The 20,266-nt window shown below is 67.3% G+C and carries 18 protein-coding genes and 1 tRNA gene; 9 read left to right on the top strand and 10 right to left on the bottom strand.

Features of this window, described 5'->3' with window-relative positions; translation table 11 throughout:
- Position 1: 1 nt before the first annotated feature.
- On the bottom strand, positions 2 to 925 hold the full coding sequence (locus E0702_RS12000; RefSeq protein WP_132044149.1) for a MerR family transcriptional regulator: 924 nt from the start codon (positions 923 to 925) through the stop codon (positions 2 to 4).
- Positions 922 to 1,962 carry an NAD(P)/FAD-dependent oxidoreductase gene (locus tag E0702_RS12005; protein WP_132044151.1) on the bottom strand — a complete coding sequence of 347 codons (1,041 nt, stop codon included), beginning with the start codon at positions 1,960 to 1,962 and terminating at the stop codon, positions 922 to 924. Before E0702_RS12005 ends, E0702_RS12000 begins: the two co-directional genes overlap by 4 nt.
- Before the next feature lie 85 nt (positions 1,963 to 2,047).
- Between E0702_RS12005 and E0702_RS12010 the strand changes: the two genes are divergently transcribed.
- On the top strand, positions 2,048 to 2,953 hold the full coding sequence (locus E0702_RS12010; RefSeq protein WP_132044153.1) for a TIGR01777 family oxidoreductase: 906 nt from the start codon (positions 2,048 to 2,050) through the stop codon (positions 2,951 to 2,953).
- On the opposite strand, the gene rapA is transcribed toward E0702_RS12010, so the two are convergent.
- From rapA to speB, 5 genes are all read right to left on the bottom strand, one after another.
- Positions 2,950 to 5,898, bottom strand: a complete 2,949-nt coding sequence (gene rapA, locus E0702_RS12015) for an RNA polymerase-associated protein RapA (protein WP_132044155.1) — start codon at positions 5,896 to 5,898, stop codon at positions 2,950 to 2,952. The two genes, E0702_RS12010 and rapA, sit on opposite strands and share 4 nt — an antisense overlap.
- Positions 5,899 to 6,155: 257 nt before the next feature.
- Positions 6,156 to 7,604, bottom strand: coding sequence for an aldehyde dehydrogenase family protein (locus E0702_RS12020; RefSeq protein WP_132044157.1), 1,449 nt, complete (start codon positions 7,602 to 7,604; stop codon positions 6,156 to 6,158).
- Positions 7,605 to 7,650: 46 nt separating this feature from the next.
- Positions 7,651 to 9,291: a 5-guanidino-2-oxopentanoate decarboxylase gene (locus tag E0702_RS12025; protein ID WP_132044159.1), complete on the bottom strand. Its 1,641-nt coding sequence runs from the start codon at positions 9,289 to 9,291 to the stop codon at positions 7,651 to 7,653.
- Between the two features lie 51 nt (positions 9,292 to 9,342).
- Positions 9,343 to 10,728: a YjiH family protein gene (locus tag E0702_RS12030; RefSeq protein ID WP_132044161.1), complete on the bottom strand. Its 1,386-nt coding sequence runs from the start codon at positions 10,726 to 10,728 to the stop codon at positions 9,343 to 9,345.
- Between the two features lie 92 nt (positions 10,729 to 10,820).
- Positions 10,821 to 11,771, bottom strand: a complete 951-nt coding sequence (gene speB / locus E0702_RS12035) for an agmatinase (protein ID WP_132044163.1) — start codon at positions 11,769 to 11,771, stop codon at positions 10,821 to 10,823.
- Between the two features lie 229 nt (positions 11,772 to 12,000).
- On the opposite strand from speB, the gene E0702_RS12040 reads away from it, so the two are divergent.
- Complete coding sequence (locus E0702_RS12040) at positions 12,001 to 13,449, top strand: sigma-54 interaction domain-containing protein (protein ID WP_132044165.1); 1,449 nt, start codon at positions 12,001 to 12,003, stop codon at positions 13,447 to 13,449.
- A gap of 2 nt (positions 13,450 to 13,451) precedes the next feature.
- On the opposite strand, the gene E0702_RS12045 is transcribed toward E0702_RS12040, so the two are convergent.
- A complete protein-coding gene (locus E0702_RS12045) occupies positions 13,452 to 14,264 on the bottom strand; it encodes a TlpA family protein disulfide reductase (RefSeq protein WP_132044167.1) in 813 nt (270 codons plus the stop codon).
- A 174-nt stretch (positions 14,265 to 14,438) separates the two neighbouring features.
- Here E0702_RS12045 and E0702_RS12050 point away from each other — a divergent pair, with 174 nt between their 5' ends.
- From E0702_RS12050 to E0702_RS12065, 4 genes are all read left to right on the top strand, one after another.
- Positions 14,439 to 14,690, top strand: coding sequence for a hypothetical protein (locus E0702_RS12050; protein WP_132044169.1), 252 nt, complete (start codon positions 14,439 to 14,441; stop codon positions 14,688 to 14,690).
- Between the two features lie 128 nt (positions 14,691 to 14,818).
- A complete protein-coding gene (locus E0702_RS12055) occupies positions 14,819 to 15,271 on the top strand; it encodes a universal stress protein (RefSeq protein ID WP_132044171.1) in 453 nt (150 codons plus the stop codon).
- Positions 15,272 to 15,589: 318 nt separating this feature from the next.
- On the top strand, positions 15,590 to 16,042 hold the full coding sequence (locus tag E0702_RS12060; protein ID WP_132044173.1) for a helix-turn-helix domain-containing protein: 453 nt from the start codon (positions 15,590 to 15,592) through the stop codon (positions 16,040 to 16,042).
- A complete protein-coding gene (locus E0702_RS12065) occupies positions 16,042 to 16,605 on the top strand; it encodes a PIN domain-containing protein (RefSeq protein ID WP_132044175.1) in 564 nt (187 codons plus the stop codon). Before E0702_RS12060 ends, E0702_RS12065 begins: the two co-directional genes overlap by 1 nt.
- A gap of 278 nt (positions 16,606 to 16,883) precedes the next feature.
- Here E0702_RS12065 and E0702_RS12070 read toward each other — a convergent pair.
- A tRNA-Pro gene (locus tag E0702_RS12070) sits at positions 16,884 to 16,960 on the bottom strand.
- A gap of 81 nt (positions 16,961 to 17,041) precedes the next feature.
- Positions 17,042 to 18,040 carry an octaprenyl diphosphate synthase gene (gene ispB / locus E0702_RS12075; protein ID WP_132044177.1) on the bottom strand — a complete coding sequence of 333 codons (999 nt, stop codon included), beginning with the start codon at positions 18,038 to 18,040 and terminating at the stop codon, positions 17,042 to 17,044.
- Positions 18,041 to 18,298: 258 nt separating this feature from the next.
- On the opposite strand from ispB, the gene rplU reads away from it, so the two are divergent.
- From rplU to cgtA, 3 genes are all read left to right on the top strand, one after another.
- The gene (rplU, locus tag E0702_RS12080; RefSeq protein WP_132044179.1) at positions 18,299 to 18,610 is read left to right on the top strand and encodes a 50S ribosomal protein L21; all 312 of its coding nucleotides are present in this window, start codon (positions 18,299 to 18,301) and stop codon (positions 18,608 to 18,610) included.
- Between the two features lie 32 nt (positions 18,611 to 18,642).
- The gene (rpmA, locus tag E0702_RS12085; RefSeq protein WP_132044181.1) at positions 18,643 to 18,900 is read left to right on the top strand and encodes a 50S ribosomal protein L27; all 258 of its coding nucleotides are present in this window, start codon (positions 18,643 to 18,645) and stop codon (positions 18,898 to 18,900) included.
- A gap of 98 nt (positions 18,901 to 18,998) precedes the next feature.
- The gene (gene cgtA, locus E0702_RS12090) at positions 18,999 to 20,186 is read left to right on the top strand and encodes an Obg family GTPase CgtA (RefSeq protein ID WP_132044183.1); all 1,188 of its coding nucleotides are present in this window, start codon (positions 18,999 to 19,001) and stop codon (positions 20,184 to 20,186) included.
- The last annotated feature ends 80 nt before the right edge of the window (positions 20,187 to 20,266 follow it).

Raw genomic sequence — 20,266 nt, forward strand, 5'->3', positions numbered from 1 at the left:
ATCAGGTGGTGGGCAGCAGGGCCTGCAGGCGTGTGATCGCCTCGATGAGGTCGTCACCCAGAGCCGCCACACCACTGTCGTCGAGTTCGGCCTGGCGGATACGTGCCACCGGGCCGCACAGTCCCAGTGGGACCTCGAGCTGTTCTGCCAGACGCGGCAGCTGGCGACGAATCAGGTCAGTGCGCCCGGCGTGGCTGCCGGCCAGCAGTACACCGCTGGCGCCCAGACGCTCCACCGCCAAAGGCAGTTCACCCAGGGGGGGCGCAGCATCAATCAGCGTCACATTCAGGCCGCGGTCGCCAGCCAGCAGGGTGGCGAGCAGCAGCCACAGGGTCCCGGGGTCGTCGGGCAGGGGCATGGCCAGCAGGGTTGGCCCTGTGTGTTGGGCATTGCTGTGATAGAGACGCATGCCGATGCGTGATCGCAGGAAGGACTCCAGCATGTGGCGCTGCAGGATGTTGCCAAGGCGTTCGTCACCCCAGCGCTCCTCCAGCTCCCGAAGTGCCGGAGCCCACAGCTCGTTGACGCAGGTGGCCACCGGGTAGAGCGCCAGTGCCTGGTTGTAAAGGCCATCCAGGAGAGCGAGGTCCACGGCCTCCACGGCGTCGACCAGGCGGCGACGCTGGGCGTTCCAGTCGCTGGGGTCGGGGAGTGGCGCTTCGGGTTCGGCGAGCGCGGGGCGATCGAGCAGTTCGCGCACCTGGCTGACCGGAACGCCGCGGTTAAGCCACTGCAGAATCTCCTCGATCCGTTCGATATCCTCGTGGGCATAGAGACGATGCCCCTTCGGCGTGCGACGCGGCTTGATCAGGGCGTAGCGGCGCTCCCAGGCGCGCAGGGTCACGGAATTGACGCCGGTAAGCCTCGACACCTCGCGAATCGGATAGAGCGGGGTGTCGCCGCCGTGCTGGATCGGCTCGTTCATGTTGCGGATGATCCTCCTGTCAGGGCATCGCCGAGGTGGTGGCCGGAGAGCCAGGCGTCCTCGATGCGCGGCCCGCGCCAGCCGTCGCCGCACAGCGCCAGGCCGTTGCGGGCTAGACGGTAGTCGACGTTGACCGCCTCGCCCGAGGCGAAGACATCGGGCTGTGCGTAGCGCCAGCGGTGAGCGCCCATGGCACTGGGCTCGGGCAGGGTGATATCACCGGGCAGGCCGCGCTGGAAGGCGTTGAGCAGTGCCTCGGCGATGGTTTCGGGGCCGTCCTCGAGGCGTGCCTTGCTCCATTCGAGATTGGCGAGCAGGGTAAGGCCCTCGCCCTGGTCGCCGCGTCCGGGCTTGAGGTGGTTGCGTACCGCGAAGCGCAGCGCCGGCGCATGCAGGCGCACCGCCTGCCAGTCATCGTCGACGCCGGGCAGCGTGGGCAGCGGGGCATCGAACAGCACCCAGGCGGTCCAGCAGGGGCGCTGGATCACCGCCGCGCAGGCCGCGGCCAGAGCCGTATCGTGGGGCGCCACCAGTGCCCTGGCCTGGGCCGAGGGGATGGCGATCACCACCTGGGTGAAGGGGCCGTGGCGCCCGCCTTTGGCGTCCACCAGCCACCACTCTCGGGAATCGCGTTCGAGGCGTTCGATGCGGGTCCTGGCGTGAAGCTCGAGCCCCGTTGCCAGATGACGAGTCAGCGCGCTCATGCACGGAGTGCCGCACAGTCGGCGCAGATCGTCTCGATGGCGCTGCCAGCCGTCATCGGTGGCGGACCATAGCGAGGTGGGCCATTCGGCCAGGCAGCCCGCTTCCAGCCACTCCTCCACGGCCGCGGCGAAGGTGGCGTCGCGCACGCTGAGGAACTGGGCGCCGAGGTCCAGGGTCGCCTGGGGCAGGTGGCGGCTCGACAGTCGCCCGCCGGGGCCGCGCCCCTTGTCGAACAGGGTCACCGGCCGGCCGGCGGCGGCGAGCGACCTGGCGCAGGCCAGGCCGGCGATGCCGGCGCCGATGATGGCGGTATGGTTCTGGGGCTGGGTCATGACACCCTCGCAAGCTGGTTTTCCGCTAGACTAGCAGAAGTGTACAACAGCTGTATAACTCATCACGGCTTATCAGGAGGTTCGGATGCGCGTGCTGATTACCGGAGGAAGTGGGTTCGTGGGCCAGCGACTGTGCCAGCGGCTGACCGAAGCGGGGCACCGGGTGCAGGTGGTCTCGCGAGATCCCGAGTCGGCGCGAGGCCGCCTGCCCGATACGGTGGATATACGCCGCTCGGCGCTGGACTTCGTCGATGCCCCCCCCGACGTCCTGGTCAATCTGGCGGGCGAGCCGATCGCCGCCAAACGCTGGAGTCACGACCAGAAGGAGAAGCTGATCGACTCGCGCCTCAACGCCACCCGTGAACTGGTGGGGCTCTGTGAGCAGCTGCAACAGACCGACACCCGGGTACCTCGCGTCATGGTGTCGGGGTCGGCGATGGGCTATTACGGCGACCAGGGCGATCGTGAAGTGACCGAGAAGACCCCACCCCACGATGAGTTCGCCCACCGTCTCTGTCGTCGCTGGGAGGAAGCCGCCCTTGAGGCCGAGGCGTTTGGAGTGCGGGTCGCCCTGCTGCGTACCGGCCTGGTGCTGGACCAGGGTGGCGGCAGCCTGGCCAAGATGCTGCCCCCCTTCAGGCTGGGGCTGGGCGGGCGCTTCGGCAGCGGCAGGCAGTACATGCCCTGGATCCACCGCGAGGATCTGGTGCGCGCCATTCTCTTCCTGATCGAACGTGATGAGCTGGAGGGGGCCTTCAACGGCAGCGCCCCGCACCCGGTCACCAACGCCGAGTTCACCCGCGCCCTGGCCGGCCAGCTGAAGCGTCCGGCGATCTTCCCGGTGCCCGCCATCGTGCTTCAGACCGCCTTCGGCGAGATGGCGCGACTGCTGTTGACCGGCGCCGATATGCGCCCGGCCCGGCTCCTCGAGGCCGGCTTCGAGTTCCGGTTCGAGACGCTGGAGGAGGCCCTGGCCGACATCCTGGCCTAGCGGGTTTCTTCCCCCACCGTCACGATGACCCGCACCGCGTCCAGGCGCAGCCGCGCCCCCTCGATGGCCTCGTCCAGGGCGGCGCGCTCGTCGCGTAGCGCGGCCAGCTCCTCCTCGCGAACCGCCGGGTTACGCCGTGCCAGGGCGGTCAGCCGCGCCAGCTCTCCGTCAAGCTCCTCGCGCATGCGACCCTGGGCGGCCTCGACGATGGAGGGCAGCTCGCGAGCCGCTTCCCCCTCGCCTCGGTCGAGCAGCTCGCGCAGCACCTCCAGGCGGCTGCGGATCAGATCCCGAGCCATCGCCTTCTTGACCTTCTGCAGGTTCTTCGAGAGCCCCGTGAAGGAGATCTTGTCGGTCAGGTTGGCGCCGGACTCATCCAGCAGCACGCGCACCGCGGTGGGCGGCAGGAAGCGGTTGAGATGCAGCTTCCTTGGGGCCGGGCAGTGGGTGCGATAGATCAGCTCCACCATCACCCGACCGGGCGGCAGTGACGGATGCCGGAGCAGCGCCAGCGCGGTATTGCCCATGCTGCCGTCGAGGATGCGCCCCATCATCTCGCGCACCACCGGATGCTCCCAGGAGAGTCGCTGGACATCGTCACGGGCCAGCGCCCGCGAGCGCGAGAGGGTGGCGGAGAAGCCCTCCTCGCCCTTGGCCAGCCCCGGCAGGCCGTCGAGCATCTGCGGGCCGGCCACCAGGTGCTGGATATCGCCACCCAGGTCCTGGTTGTCGACGCCGAAGATATCCAGGGCAAGGTCCAGATAGCGGCGCAGGGCGCGGTCCTCATCCAGCTCGCCGATCGCCGCGGCCACCGCCTCGGCACGCTCGTGCCGGCAGGCGTTGAGCTCCAGCAGGCGGTTGCGACCGGCATCGCGCTCGGCCAGGCGGCTCTCGAACAGCGCCCGGGTCTCCTCGATGACCTCCTCGAGGGAGTCGTCGTCGAGCAGGGCATCGGCCAGGGGGTCGCCGAAGGCATCGAAGATCTCGCTGCCGATGCCGTGGGGCGCGCTGAACGCGTCCATGCCGTCGCGGTACCAGCGCAGCAGCTTCTCGCCGGGACTGGCCTCGAAGACCGGCACGTGAATCTCGATGGCGTGGCGCTGGCCGATACGATCCAGGCGGCCGATGCGCTGCTCCAGCTGGTCGGGGTGCAGCGGCAGGTCGAACATCACCAGGTGGCGGCAGAACTGGAAGTTACGCCCCTCGGAGCCGATTTCGGAGCACACCAGCACCTGGCAGCCCTCCTCCTCGTCGGCGAAGGCGGCGGCGGCGCGGTCGCGCTCCACCAGCGAGAGCCCTTCGTGGAACACCGGGGCATGGTAACCACCCAGCACGCGCAGGGCCTCGGCCAGGCCCTCGGCGGTCTCCCGTTCGTGGGCTATCACCAGCACCTTGTCACCGGCCAGCCCGCCTTCGCCGTCATCGGCCAGGCGCTCCAGCAGCCAGTTGACCCGCGGGTCGATCTGCCACCAGGGCTCGCCGTTGAGCGGATCGTCGGAGAGGGCGCGGTACATGGCGTCCAGGTAGATCAGCACCTCGGGGTGGTCGAGGCCGGTCTCGATCAGCAGGTCGTCGAGGTACTCCTCGTCGCGGCCCAGCTTGCGCAGCACGCGCCGATAGGCGGCCGGGGGGGCAAGCTCCGTCACATGCAGACGGCGCTCGGGGAAGCCCCCCACGTGGCGCCGGCTGTTGCGAAACATCACCCGGCCGGTGCCGTGACGGTCGAGCAGCTGGTCGCGGAGCTGGTCGCGAGCGGCATCGCGTTGGGTGGCGTCGGCCTCGGGATTGGCCAGGGTGGCAAGCAGTGCCAGGCTGTCGGGTTCGTCGATCACCGCGGCGACCCGCTCGCGCTCCTCGTCGCCGCCGGGCAGGCGCTCCAGGGCGTCGATCGCCTCGGCCACCGCCACATAGTGGGTCTCCTCCTCACGGAAGGCCGCCAGGCTGTGATAGCGACCCGGGTCGAGCAGGCGCAGGCGGGCGAAGTGGCTCTCGATGCCCATCTGCTCCGGGGTAGCGGTCAGCAGCAGCAGGCCCTCGCTCTCGGCGGCCAGCCGTTCCACGCAGGCGTAGCCGGTGCCGACCTGCTCCGCGCTCCAGTCGAGGTGATGGGCCTCGTCGACGATCAGCAGGTCCCAGGTGCAGGCCTGGGCCTGAGCCTGACGGTGAGGATTGGCGAACAGCCAGTCCTGGCTGGCCAGGATCAGCTGGCCGGCCTCGAACGGGTTGGTGTCGCCATGGGCCTGGCTCTGCTGCTCGTCGAGCAGGGTCACCTCGAGGGCGAAGCGGCGCAGCAGCTCCACCAGCCACTGATGGGTCAGGCTGTCCGGGACCAGGATCAGGGCGCGCTCGGCGCGGCCGGTGAGCAGCAGGCGGTGCAGGATCAGCCCCGCCTCGATGGTCTTGCCCAGGCCCACCTCGTCGGCCAGCAGCACCCGCGGGGCGTGACGGCGCGACACCTCGTCGGCGATATAGAGCTGGTGGGGGATCAGGTCGATGCGCGGACCGGAGAGGCCCAGCGCCGGGTTCTGCTCCACACGATGGTAGTGGTGCAGGGTGCGAAAGCGCAGGTCGAACCAGTCGTTGCGGTTGACCTGGCCGGTGAGCAGGCGGTCGCGGGCCTGATCGAACTGCATGCTGTCGGCCAGGCGCGCCTCGGAAAGCTCGGTGAGTTCACCCTGTTCGTCCTCGCCGATATAGACGATCAGGCCGCCGACCTCCTTGGTGTCATCGACGGTCAGCGTCCAGCCTTCGGCGGCGCGGATGCGGTCGCCGCTGCCGAAGGCCACGCGCGTCAGCGGGGCCTGGCGGCTGCTGTAGGTGCGGGTTTCCTGGCTGGCGCCGAACAGCACGGTCACGCTGCGCGGGTCACAGTTGAGGATGGTGCCTAGGCCGAGTTCGGCCTCGCCGTCGCTGATCCAACGCTGACCGGGGGTGAAGTCGCTCATGATGCCTCGAGGATGCTGTAACAGGGTGCGCTCACGGCCGCAGGGAAGGGGCGACCTGGACAAAGGCGCGGTATCTTACAGCAAAGCTCGACGCGGCTTAAGTCTCGGACGCTGCCCTTGAGGCCAGAGCCGCTGCCAGACCCAACGGCGGCGCCTTGATGGGAGGGCACGCTGGCCATCGACGCGAACGCCCCGACCGCAGGGCCGGGGCGTCGCTGGTATCGGCGAAGGTATCGACAAGGGTATCGGCGAGGGCGTCAGCCCTCGGGGCCGATCAGGTGCTTGACCTCCAGATAACCGGCCAGCCCCCAGGGCCCCAGCTCTCGACCGATGCCGCTGATCCCGAAGCCACCCCAGCTGGCCTCGGGCATCACCAGCTGCTCGCTGTTGAACCAGATGCTGCCGGCGCGCAGGGCGCGTCCTACCCGGCGGGCACGCTCGTTGTCTCCCGAGATGACCGTGGCGGCGAGCCCGAAGGGCGAGTCGTTGGCCAGCTCGATCGCCTCGGCCTCGCTGGTCACGCTGCGGGCACACAGCACCGGCCCGAAGATCTCCTCACGCCACAGGCGGCTGCTGGTCGGCACGTCGCGATAGAGCGTCGGGGCGACGAACTCACCCTGGTCGGGCAGGTCGCGATGGCGGCCGTCGCGGACCGCCACCAGCCCTTCGGCCCTGGCGATCTCGAGGTAGCGCTCCACCGCCTCGCGCTGGCGGGCACTGGTCATCGGCCCCATGTCGGTGCCCTCGACCAGAGGATCCCCCAGGGTCAGCGCATCGATGCGCTCGGCCAGCGCCTGGTAGAGCGGCTTCGCCAGCGACTCGTGGACGAGCAGCCGGGAGGTGGCCGAGCAGATCTGCCCGGAGTTGAAGTAGATGCCGGCCATCACCCAGTCGGCGGCGCTCTCCACCTCGGCGTCATCGAGCACCAGGATCGGTGACTTGCCACCGAGCTCCAGCGATACGCCGCGCACGCCGTTGGCGGCGGCCTGCATGACCTTCTCGCCCACCGCGTTGCTGCCGGTGAACGACAGCTTGTCCACACCCGGATGGGCGGACAGCGGCGCACCGATGCCGTCGCCGTCACCATTGAGCAGGTTCAGCACCCCGGCGGGCAGGCCGACCTCCAGGGCGATCTCGGCGAGCACGACCTCCGGCAGCGGGGTGACCTCGGAGGGCTTGAAGACCACCGTACAGCCGGCGGCCAGTGCCGGGGCAATCTTCCAGGCACTGGTGACCAGCGGGAAGTTCCAGGGAGTGATCAGGCCGACCACCCCGGCGGGGTCCTCGAAGACCCGCGCCTCGATACCCGCCATGTCGTGCTCGATCCGGCGCCCCTGTCGCTGCTCGAGTGCCTTCGCCTGGCCGGCGTAGTAGCGGTAGCAGGCGATGGCATCACCCAAATCGATGGCGGCCTCGGCCAGTGTCTTGCCGTTGTTGGTCGACGCGCACCGCAAAAGGCGTTCCCGGCGGGCCTCCAGGGCGTCGGCAAAGGCCGCGAGGTAGGCCCCGCGGCGGACGCCACCCAGCGCCTGCCAGCCGGGCAGGGCCGCACGTGCTGCCTGCACGGCGGCGTCCACATCGGCGCTGTCGCCGGCGGTGAGCTCGGCGATCCGGGTCTGGCGATAGGGGTCCATCACCGACAGGCGGCGCTGGCCTCGGCTCTCGATCCATTGATTGTCGATGAACTGCTGAATCAGGTGTTGCATGCAAAGGCTCCCGGTTGTCTCGGCACCATGCTGGAGGGTGAGGCGGTCAGGCAACGGCCTCGGACCAGGCCGCGGCGTCGATCTCGATCAGCATCGGGCCGTCCTCGGGACGGTGCGCGAGGGCACGTGCCAGGCCTGCGGGATTGCCGACCCGGCTCGCCGCGCAGCCGAAGCCGGCGGCCAGGGTCTGGAAGTCCGGCGCCTGAATATCGACCCCGAGGCGAGTGACCCCGGCATTGTCCATGAAACGGCGGATCTCCTCATAGCCCTGGTTGTGCCACAGCAGCACGATGATCGGCAGGCCCTCCTCCACCGCGCAGGCCAGCTCGGTGAGGGTGAACATCACGCCGCCGTCGCCGACCAGGGCGACAACCGGCAGTTCGGGCTGGCCGAGGCTCGCCCCCATGGCGGCGGGCAGGCCGTAGCCCAGCGTGCCGTAGCCGGTGGAGGCGTTGAAGAAACGCCGCGGGGCATCCTGGCTCACCAGATGATTGGCCGCGTAGGTGGTGGCGCAGGAGTCACCCACCAGGATCGCTTCAGGCAGGCACTCACGCAGTGTGTCGAACAGCGGAACATAAGCGCGGAAGGCCGGGTCCTCGGCCAGTGCCAGGGACTCGAGGGCGGCGCGGGTACGGTTCCTTCCATCCCGTGCCAGGGGGCGGCCGGCCAGCGCCTGCTCGCAGCTCGTCGCCAGCGCCTCGATGCTCGAGGCGGCGTCGGCCACCAGCGCCAGATCAGCGTGCTGATTGCGCGCCAGCTGCTCGGGGTCCAGGTCGATACGGATCAGCCGACCGCCCAGCTCGAAGCCATCGTCGAACACCACATCGTAGTCGGTCTCGCCAATCTCGGTGCCGATGGCCAGCACCACATCGGCCTCACGCGCCAGCTGGCGTACCGCCGGCAGCGAGGCGTTGGCGCCCAGATCCAGCGGATGGTCGCGGCCGAGCAGCCCCTTGGCGTTGATGGTGGTGACGGTGGGGGCATCGAGCAGCTCGACCAGACGGCGGGCCGCCTGAGGAGCGCCGACGCAGCCACCCCCCAGCAGCACCAGGGGGCGCTCGGCCTCGCTGAGCCAGCTCCGGGCCTGCTCGAGGGCGTGCGGGTCCGGGGCGGACTTGCTCAGCACGCTGCGGCGAAGGTGGCGTGGGGCGCTGACCGGCGCATCGAACAGATCGATGGGGATCTCGATATGCACGGGGCCCGGGCGGGCTCCGTCGAACACCGCAAAGGCACGGGCCAGGGCTTCTCCGAGACCCTCCGGGTCGAGCAGGGTGTGGCTGAAGCGAGAGACCCCGGCCATCAGCTCGCGCTGCCCCGGTAGCTCGTGCAGGCGCCCCTGGCCACGACCCAGGGTGTCACGGCGATTGACGCTGGAGATCACCAGCATCGGTATCGAGTCCGCCAGGGCCTGGCCCATGGCGGTGGCGATATTGGTCATCCCGGGGCCGGTGATGATGAAGCAGACACCGGGCTTGCCCGTGGCGCGAGCGTAGCCGTCCGCCATGAAGCCGGCGCCCTGCTCGTGTCGTGGCGTCACGTGGCGAATGCCGCTGCCCTGGTGTTCATGCTCGCCACCGCCTTCTAGGCCGCGGTAGAGCTCGATGGTATGGACGCCCGGAATTCCGAACACGGTGTCCACGTTGTAGGCGTCGCGCAGCAGGCGGATCAGCAGTTCAGCGCAGGTCATGGATATCTCTCTCCTCAGGGGCATGGTGGGCTCGGGGGTAGGGGGTTCCCTTTACCCCACCAGCCAGTGGGCCATGATCACGATGATGGGCAGCGTGATGGCGGTACGCAGCAGGAAGATCACCACCAGTTCCCACAGCTTGAGGGGAATGCGGGACTTCAGCAGCAGGGCGCCGATCTCGGACATGTAGATCAGCTGGGTCAGCGACAGGCAGGCGATAACGAAGCGGGTGAGCTCGCTCTCGATGTCGCTGGCCAGCACCGCCGGCAGGAACATGTCGGCGAAGCCCACCAGGGTGGCCGGTGCGGCGGCCTCGGCTTCGGGCAGGCCCATCCACTCGAGTACCGGCACCATCGGCATGGAGAGCCAGGTAAACAGCGGGGTGAACTCGGCCAGTACCAGCGCCACGGTACCGATGGCGATGACCAGCGGCAGCAGGCCGAAGAAGATGTCGGCGACGTTGAAGAGGGCCAGGCGGACCAGCTTCAGCGGACCCGGAGCCTTCTCGGCGCGAGCCACGGCGATGCCCAGGCTGTAGCGCAGCAGGCTCTGGTCGCCGGTGTTCTCCTCCTGGATCTGGCAGCCGACCGGCTCATAGTAGTCGTTGGACTTGCGTGACAGGGGCGGCAGGCGAGGCACGATCACGGCAGCCACCAGGCCGGCCACCACCACGGTCAGGTAGAAGGGGATGAACAGATGGTTGATGCCAATGAAGCTGGTCACCAGCAGGGCGAAGGCGATGGAGACGATGGAGAAGTTGGTGGCAACGGCCGAGGCCTCGCGGGCGTTATAGAAGCCCTGTTCGTACTGCTGGGTGGTGATCAGCACGCCGACGGTGCCCGAGCCCATCCAGGAGGCGGTCGCGTCGATGGCGCTGCGCCCGGGCAGGCCGAAGATCTTGCGGAACGGGGTGCGCACCATGGAGCCGATAAACTCCATGAAGCCGAAATCGACCAGGAAGGGCAGCAGAATGGCGGCGAAGAAGAAGAAGGTCAGCAGGACCGGCGCCAGGTCGTTGAGCATCACCCCACCGGTGAAGGAGGCGGTGATCATCTGCGGGCCGACCTGAAAGTAGGTCATCAGCGCGAACGCAGCGCCGAGGGCGCGCATCACCACCCATAGCGGCGAGATGTCGAAGAGCTCCTTCATCGCGCCCTGGCGGGCCCAGCCGGGCCGTGTCAGCTTGACCACCAGGGTCAGCAGGATGGAGAGGCAGAGCACCACGGTGGCGATGGCGGGCAGGGCGTCGCCGAGAGTGGCCTTGAGCCAGTCGGCGGCCAGGCCCATGCCGATGTTGATGGTGTCACCCACCGAGAAGGGCACCAGGAACAGCAGGATGCCGATCAACGAGGGGACGAGGAACTTGATCAGACCGTGGGTGCTCAGCTTGCCCCCTTCGGTCGTGATCTTGTCGGCGGAATGCAGATGGGAGGACATGGGGCGATTACTCATTGCTGTTGTAATGGTGGGCGCCCGCTGAGGGGCGCCATCAGGCGGTTGTCGGGGCCTCTCCCTGGCCCCGGGGTGAGTCAGTCGCGGCGCTTGACCCCGGGCAGGACACACAGCATCTCGTACAGCAGCGTGGCGCCCATCAGGGCGGTATTGCCGCTGGGGTCGTAGGGCGGTGCCACCTCGACCAGATCGCCACCGACGATGTTGAGCCCCTGGGCGCCACGCACGATCTCCAGACCCTGGGCGGAGGTCAGTCCGCCCATCTCCACGGTGCCGGTGCCGGGTGCCACGGAGGGGTCGAGGCCATCGATATCGAAGGAGATATACACCGGACCGTCGCCCATCTGCTCGCGCACCTCGGCCATCAACGGCTCCAGCGACTTGTGCCAGCACTGCTCGGCCTGGACGACACGGAAGCCCTGCTGACGACACCAGTCGAAGTCCTCGGCGGCGTAACCGGTGCCGCGCAGGCCGATCTGCACCACGCGGTTGGCATCCAGCAGGCCCTCCTCCTGGGCGCGACGGAAGGGGCAGCCGTGGGCGACCTCCTCACCGAACATGTGCTCGTTGACGTCGGCGTGGGCATCGATATGGATCAGGCCGACCGGGCCATGCTTCCTGGCGATGGCGCGCAGGATCGGCCAAGTCAGGGTGTGGTCGCCGCCCAGGGTCAGCGGAACACAGTCATGAGCCAGTACGTCATCGTAGAACCGGCTGATGATGTCCAGGTTCTTCGGCAGATTGAAGGTGTTGATCGGCACGTCGCCGATATCCGCCACCTGCAGGCTGTCGAAGGGGGCCGCACGGGTGGCCATGTTGTAGGGCCGCAGCATGCGCGACTCATCGCGAATCTGTCGCGGCCCCAGACGAGTTCCGGGCCGGTTGGAGGTGCCGATATCCATCGGGATGCCGATAAAGGCGGCATCGAGGCCGGCAGCGCTCTCCTGGGTGGGCAGGCGCATCATGGTGGCGGGTCCACCGAAACGCGGCATCTCGTTGCCGCCGAGAGGCTGGTTGAAGTCGCTCATGCAGGGCTCCTGTGAAGCTGATGGATATGCCTGGCCACGTGAGGCCGGTGCGATACCCCTGGAAAAGCAGGATGCGTGCCAATGTCGGTTTCGTTAGACCAAAGATTAAAAAGTGAGGCGGGATGCTATGGCCTCGGGGCGTGTGGGAGGGGAGGGTGATTCATTCCTGGATCGGTATGCCGGAGTGGCGTGATACAATAATGGATCGCGATCCAGGAGTGAATCACCGATGTCCGAGCATGACGCCCTGATCCTCAAGACCATCATCGACACCGCCCACGATCACTTCTTTATCGTCGCGCCCGATGGCCGTATCCGGGATGTCAGCCCCGGGGCGGCGGCGGTCTATGGCATGTCCCGTGAGGCCCTCTGTGCCACCAGCGTCCAGCGGCTGGAGGCCGACGGTGTGTTGACGCCCTCGGTGAGCCTGGAGGTCATCCGAACGGGCAGGCCGGTGCAGCTGGAGCAGCGTACCGGTACCGGGCGGCGGGTCATCGCCCAGGCGCACCCCGTGTTCGAGGACGAGCGCCTGGTGGCGGTGGTGAGCCGCTCCATGGACATGACCGATCTGCAGCTGTTGCAACAGGAGTATGCGCTGCTGCAGCGCCGCTTCAGTGAGCATCTCCGCCGGGGGCATGCGCTGGAGACCGACGCCGAGGCGCTGGAGGCGGAGCTGGATGAGCTCGAGGTGAAGAGCCAGCTGATGCGTGAGGTGGCCCTGCTGCTGCGGCGGGTCGCCCCTACCGATGCCACCGTGCTGATGCTGGGGGAGTCCGGGGTGGGCAAGACCGCCTTCGCCCGCCAGCTTCACCGCTGGAGCTCGCGTTGCGACGGCCCCTTCATCGACGTCAACTGTGCCGCCATTCCCGAGAGCCTGTTCGAGTCGGAAATGTTCGGTTATCGCCCCGGCGCCTTCTCCGGCGCCGCCCCCGGTGGGCGTGTGGGGCTGATCGAACAGGCCGAGGGCGGCACCCTGTTTCTCGATGAGATCGGCGAGCTGCCCCTGGCGGTGCAGACCAAACTGCTCAAGACCATCCAGGATGGCTTCATCACTCGGCTCGGCGACAGCGCGCCGAGGCGCGTGGACTTTCGCCTGGTGGTGGCCACCAACCAGGACCTCTCGGCGCGGGTGGAGGAGGGGCTGTTTCGGCTCGACCTCTACTACCGCCTGAACGTGATTCCGGTCACCCTGCCCCCGCTGCGCGAGCGTCGCGAGGATATTCCGGGGCTTGTCGAGCGTCAGCTCGGGCGTCTCAATCGGCGCTACGGGCGCGACAAGATGCTGGCGCGCAGCGTGTGGCAGTCGCTGATGGGCTGGGAGTGGCCCGGCAATGTGCGCGAGCTGGAGAATGTGCTGGAGCGCGCCTGGCTATCGGCGGAGGGTGATGTCATTCGCCATCAGGAGCTGGGTGAGCTGCCGCGCCCGATGGCGGAACCGAGCGATGTGGAGCTGGCCGAATCGAGTCCCGAGCCGGTGGGGGCTGAGCCTGCCTCGGCGTTGGGAGAGAGCGAGTCACTGGCGTCGGCCCTGGCGCGCACCGAGCGCGACATCCTGGCGGGGCTGTGCGGCGCGCTGGACTCGACCTATGCCATCGCCAGGCGCCTGGGCATCAGTCAGCCGAGCGTGGTGCGCAAGCTCCGCAAGCATGGCCTGAGGATCGCCAGGGCCGAGGCCTAGGGCTAAGGCTCGGAGCTCTCCTGCCCCAGCCAGCGATCCAGTTGGGCGCGGGTCAGCTCGCCGACATGCTGCTCCACGGCGTGGCCCTCGGCGTTGAACAGCAGGGTGGTGGGCAGGCCGGGAGACTCGCTGAGTACCATCAGCTCCTGGTGCGGGTCGAGCAGCGGGTAGCGAAAGTCGAGTGCCTGGTCGTCGAGGTAGCGCACCACCTGCAGCAGCGACTCGCCCTGGTTGGCCACCACCACGGTAACATCGTCCCGAGCGCTCGCCTCGGCCAGCAGCGGCATCTCGCGCAGGCAGGGCGGGCACCAGGTGGCCCATAGATTCAGCACGACGCGCTCGCCCTCGAGCTCACGCAGATTGACGGTCTCGCCCTCGAGGTTTTCCAGAGCGAGGTCGGGCAGGGTCTTCAGAGCCATGCCACCGCCGAAGGGCGCCAGGGTGACGGTGGCCAGCCAGAGTGCCGAGACCACGACCAGTAGCGCCATGGCGCCAACCAGACGGCCCAGGTGGTCGCGCAGCATCCAGCCGCTCCAGATCAGGCCGGCCATCAGGCCCCAGAGCCCGTGATAGCCGGGCTGCCACAGCTTGAGGGCATCCAGCGGGGCGGCGGCATAGGCATCAGGGTGGAGCGCCACATGGCCGATCCTCGCGCCGAGCAGCCAGGCCAGCAGCAGGCCATTGAACCAGCGGGAGTGGGCGCGCCGGGGCAGGCCGAGCAGCCAGGCGCTGGCACCCAGTAGCAGCAGGGCAGCCACGAAGGCGTAGAGGCGCGGCAGCGAGAGCAGGACGGGACCCAGGGCGATGGCATCCATGGGGTGGCGACTCCTTAGGGGTGTGGCTCCTTGAGGGCAGGGTCGGCGAACGAAAGGCCAGGGGGTACAATGTGGTGCAGCCGATCCTGGATCCTGCCAAGCCTACTGCCGGTTGGCGGGGCTGTCATCCGCGGGGTCCGATCCTAGCCGAAGCATCCGCCACCGGGAGCCGCCATGGCCAAGCCTGCCTTCGACACCCTGCGTGCCCTGGCCATCGCCAGTCAGGCGCTGGGTTTTATCCTGATCATCACCCTGGAAACCGTCATGGGCGACGCCGCCCGCCCCTGGCAGGGCTGGACCCTGGCGGCCATGGTGGTGGCCGCGCTATGGATCGCCCTGGTGCGACTCTATCGGCGCAATCGGGCCCGCAAGGCGCACTCCCGGCGACAGGCGGCGGGGGGCGAGACTGACGAGGACGACGACTGATGCCACCGTCATGCCGGCGAAGACCGGGGAGGGGGCTTGGAGCGAAGCGAAGCCCTACCGAAGGGCTATGCTGAGAGAAGCGGGCCGTGCCGCGCCCCTTACCTCTCGGCTGCTGCAGGAGTGACGCCATGTACGCCAAGATTCTGGTTCCCCTCGACGGTTCCGAACACGCCATCAAGGCGCTGAGGGTCGCCGCCTCCCTGGCTCGTGCCGGGGCATCGACGCTGCATCTGATGACCGTGGCGGAGTATCCGCCAGACAACGTCGGGCTGTTTGTCGGCGGCTCCGCCGACCCCTTCTCCGAGGAGGAGCGTGAGCAGATGGCGCAGGCGATGAGGGACAAGGCTCGCAAGGTGATCGATCAGGCGCGCTCCCTGGTCGATCTCGACGGCCTGGACGTGAAGGAGAGCGTGTCTCAGGGGCGTCCCGCCGAGCAGATCAAGGAGCGGGCGGAAACGATTGGCGCCGACGTCATCGTGATGGGCAGCCGTGGGCTCGGCAATGTGCGCGGCATGATATTCGGCAGTGTCTCCCATAAGGTCAGCCATATCGCCGGCTGCGGGGTGATCACCGTGACCTGAGCTATCACATGACCCCCGCTTGAGGCAGGCGGGAGTCGTCGGCAACGCAAAACGGCCACCGCTCTGATGAGCTAAGTGGCCGTTTAACGTCCTCGCTCTTCAGGAAGTACTGGTCGATGAAGGGCTTCTCCAGCATCCGTGTTTTCGGGTCCTCCCATGCTGTGGCTATCTGTGTGAATGCATTTCCCTCAGCATGCCAGTGACAGGTCAGCAGCTTGTTTCGGATATTGCGATTTTTGTTTATTTCGAATAGCCTGACAGGTACCGATAGAACACGAGACGGTAGCCTGCAGTAGCGGGCTGCGTGGAGGACATGACATGAACGTTGCCACTCAAGATACCGTGCCCGACAACCTCGAGCTCACCCACCTGGCCAGGGCCAGCGCCACCGAGCTTAGCCAGCTGCTACGCGAGCGGCCCGACAGCGACCGTGCGCATATCAAGCTGGATGGGGCGGACCTGGTGCTGCCCCGTCAGGCGCTGGTGCTGCTGCGTGACCTGCTGACCGAGATGGCACAGGGCAATGCCGTGACCATCCTCCCCACCCATGCCGAGGTGACGACCCAGGAAGCCGCCAACATGCTCAATGTCTCGCGGCCCCACCTGGTCAAGCTGCTCGAGGAGGGTGCAGTTCCCTTCTCCCGAGTGGGCACACACCGTCGCATTCGTCTGCAGGATCTGTTGGCCTACAAGCGCCAGCAGGAGGAGGTCTCCGAGGCCGCCCTTCAGGAGCTGGCCGATCAGGCTCAGGACCTGGATATGGGCTACTGATGCGCTTCGTGGTCGTCTACGACGCCTGCGTGCTCTACCCCGCACCCTTGCGGGATCTGCTGATGAGACTGGCTACTTCGGGGCTCTACGCGGCGCACTGGACCGAGCAGATTCACGGCGAGTGGACGCGCAACCTGCTCAATAATCGCCCAGAGCTTGCCAAAGCGCTGCCGCGAACCGTCAAGCTCATGAATCGGGCGGTGCCGGATGCGCTGGTCACCGGGCACGAGCCGTTGATCCCCGCTCTCGAGCTGCCCGACCCTGACGACCGCCACGTGCTGGCCGCAGCCATTCGCGCCGGGGCGCAATTGATCGTCACCTTCAACTTGAAGGACTTCCCGGCCGATACCCTGGCCCGCTTCGGTATCGAGGCCGTCCATCCCGATACCTTCCTGGAGCAGCAGTTCGAGCTGAATGAGGGCTGGTGCTCAGGACCGTCCATCGCCACCGTGCGCAGCCTGCGCAAGCCGCCAAGAAGCGCCGAGGAGTACCTCGACACCCTGGCGGCCTGTGGTCTGATCGTCACGGCAGACCGATTGCGAGAGTTCATCGAGGTCCTGTAACAGTCAGCAGGCTTCCTTTGCCTGGCCATCGCCTTCAGGCGCGGGCGGGAAACGTTGACGAAATGGTTGAGCCGCTGTGCCAGCCAGGTCTGGCACTCGTCCTCGCTGGCGAAGTCGCTGAGCTGAGCATGGCAGGCGTGATCGCGCTGCCCCCAGCCGCTTGTGGAGCCTGCGCAGACGACTTCCTGGCGCTTGGAACCTATTTGGAACCTGGAAGGCTGGCAACGCAAAACGGCCACCGCTCTGATGAGCTAAGTGGCCGTTTTTACTGATGTTCTTGGTCGGAGTAGCAGGATTCGAACCTACGACCTCTGCCTCCCGAAGGCAGCGCTCTACCAAGCTGAGCTATACTCCGATGTCGTTTTCGAGGAGTGTCCCTGATCGACGCAGCGTAGTTTACGCAGATGGCGGGAAAATGCAACCCCGCCAGGCCTTTTCATGCCTGGCGATCCACCGCGAGGTGGGCCAGCTCGGCCATGCTGTCGCGGTAGGGGCTTTCGGGCAGCGCCTCGAGCTGAGCCAGGGCCAGGTCGGCCATCTCCACGGCGCGCTGGCGGGTGTACTCCAGGGCGCCGGTGGCGTTGATGATCTCCAGGACCTCCTGCAGGTGATCCAGCCCCCCCTGGCGAATCGCCTTGCGGATCACCCTGGTCTGCTCCGGGGTGCCCTTGGCCATGGCCTGAATCAGCGGCAGGGTGGGCTTGCCTTCGGCCAGGTCGTCGCCGACGTTCTTGCCCATCGCCTCGGCGTCGCCCTGGTAGTCGAGCAGGTCGTCGATCAGCTGGAAGGCCAGGCCCAGGTAACGGCCATAGAGTTGCAGCGCGGACTCCTGTTCGGGAGTCGCCTCGGCGAGGATGGCGCCGCTATGGCTGGCCGCCTCGAACAGCATGGCGGTCTTGCCCTGGATGGTCTCGAAGTAGGCGGCCTCGTCGATATCCGGGTTGCCCACATTGGTGAGTTGCTGCACCTCGCCCTCGGCGATCACGCAGGTGGCGGAGGAGAGCACATCCATGATGCGCATGGAGCCCACCTCGACCATCATCTGGAAGGAGCGCGAGTAGAGGAAGTCGCCGACCAGCACCGAGGGGGCGTTGCCCCAGGCGTCGTTGGCGGTGGCCTTGCCGCGGCGCAGATGCGACTCGTCCACCACGTCGTCATGCAGCAGGGTGGAGGTGTGCATGAACTCGATCAGGGTGGCCAGCGTGATATGCCGATCGTCCCGGTAGCCCAGTGCACGGGCCGCCAGCAGCACCAGCAGCGGGCGCAGGCGCTTGCCGCCGCTGACGATGATGTGCTGGCCGATGGTCTCGACCAGCGGGATGCGAGAGCCGAGCTTGGCCATGATGGTGCGGTTGACGGCGGCGAAGTCCTCGGCCACGACGGCGTGGATCGGGGAGGGGGCGGCGGTGTCGGAAGCGGAAGCGTGGATGGGCATGTAGGCGGTATCAACAGTCGGTTGGGCCGGGGCGAGGCGGCCCCCTGCTGGCCTTGGATTGCCGGCCATGCTATGGGGCGTCCTCGGGGGCGTCAAGGCGGCGGCAGAAACGCCCATCTCGCGGGTTGTCTGCCGGGTCGCCTGTCGTTATAATTCGCGACCCACTCATCTCGCTCCCTGTCAGATGGTTGCCGAAAGGGGCGCCACTCGAAGCAGGCCGACGAAGAGCCCAACCCGATGAGTCCTGGAGAGAAAAGCATGTACGCAGTTATCAAGAGCGGTGGCAAGCAGTACCGCGTTCAGGAAGGCCAGACCCTGAAGCTCGAGAAGATCGAAGTCCCGACCGGCGAGTCCATCGACTTCGACGAAGTGCTGCTGGTCGGCAGCGACGACGAGGTCAAGGTCGGCGCTCCCCTGGTTGACGGTGCCAAGGTCTCTGCCGAGGTCGTTTCCCACGGCCGTGGCGACAAGGTCACCATCATCAAGTTCCGTCGCCGCAAGCACAGCATGAAGCGTCAGGGCCACCGTCAGTGGTTCACTGAAGTCAAGATCACCGGGATCTCCGCCTAAGCGGTCCATCCCCCTGAACGGAGGTTTATACCATGGCACATAAGAAGGCAGCGGGTTCTACCCGTAACGGTCGCGATTCCGAATCCAAGCGCCTTGGCGTCAAGCTCTTCGGTGGCCAGGCCGTGACCGCCGGCAACATCATCGTTCGCCAGCGCGGCACCAAGTTCCACGCCGGCACTGGCGTCGGTATCGGCAAGGACCACACCCTGTTCGCTCTGGACGAAGGCGTGGTCAAGTTCGAGACCAAGGGTCCGAAGAACCGCAAGTTCGTCAGCGTCGTCTCTGCCTGAGACACCTGATTCTTGCCGCGAGAAGGCCCCGCCATGGCGGGGCCTTCTTGTCTTTATTATGGCGGCCGGAGCGGTACAGGCAGCCTGGAGAGTGACAGATGCAGTTCGTCGACGAATCCTCGATCATTGTGGAAGCCGGCAAGGGGGGCAACGGCTGCCTCAGCTTCCGGCGCGAGAAATACGTGCCCAAGGGTGGCCCCGATGGCGGCGACGGCGGCCATGGTGGCAGCGTCTACCTGATCGGTGACGACGCCCTCAACACCCTCATCGACTTCAAGTACCAGCGCTTCTACAAGGCCCAGAACGGCCAGCCCGGCATGGGTCGGCAGATGAGCGGCAAGGCCGGTGAGGACCTGCACGTCAAGGTGCCGGTGGGTACCACAGTGATCGACGAGGACACCCTCGAGGTGATCGCCGACGTCACCGAGATCGGCCAGGTGGTGCTGGTCGCCCAGGGTGGCCGCCGCGGGCTTGGCAATATCCACTTCAAGTCCTCCACCAACCGGGCGCCGCGTCGCACCACGCCAGGTACCGATGGCGAGCGCCGCAACCTGCGTCTGGAGATGAAGGTGATGGCCGACGTGGGGCTGCTGGGCCTGCCCAACGCGGGCAAGTCGACGCTGATTCGCGCCGTCTCGGCGGCCAAGCCCAAGGTGGCCAACTACCCCTTTACCACCCTGGTGCCCAACCTGGGGGTGGTGAAGCTCGGCATGCACGAGCACTTCGTGATGGCCGATGTGCCGGGGCTGATCGAGGGTGCCTCGGATGGCGCCGGCCTGGGACTGCGCTTCCTCAAGCACCTGACTCGCACTCGGCTGCTGTTCCACGTGGTGGATGTGGCGCCCTTCGACGAGTCCGATCCGGTGGAGGCCGCCGAGGCGATCATCCACGAGCTGGGCGAGTTCTCGCCGGCCCTGGCCGAGCTGCCGCGCTGGCTGGTGCTCAACAAGCTCGACCTGCTCCCGCCGGAGGAGCGCGAGGCCACGGCCGACGAGATCGTGCGTCGCCTGGGCTGGGAGGGTCCGGTGTTCCGTGTCTCGGCGATCGGTAGCGATGGCACCGATGCGCTGGTGCAGGCGGCCTACCGCTGGCTCACCGAGCAGCGCCGCCTGGAGAACGAGGACGAGGAGGCCGCCGAGCGCGCCCGCGAGATGCGCGAGCGCATGGAGGAAGAGGCAGTGGCCCGTACCGAGGCGCGCCTGGGGCGCAAGCGCAAGCCCTCCGCCGAGGACGATGATGACTTCGATGACGACGACTACGATGTCGAAGTTGAATACGCGCCCTGAGAGAGCTCTTGTCGGTGCCGGGAGTCGATGGGGTCAGACCCCATCTGGTTGGGGGTCTGACCCCATGGATGCCAGGGTTA

The sequence above is a fragment of the Halomonas marinisediminis genome (assembly GCF_004347715.1).
GTDB lineage: Bacteria > Pseudomonadota > Gammaproteobacteria > Pseudomonadales > Halomonadaceae > Halomonas > Halomonas icarae.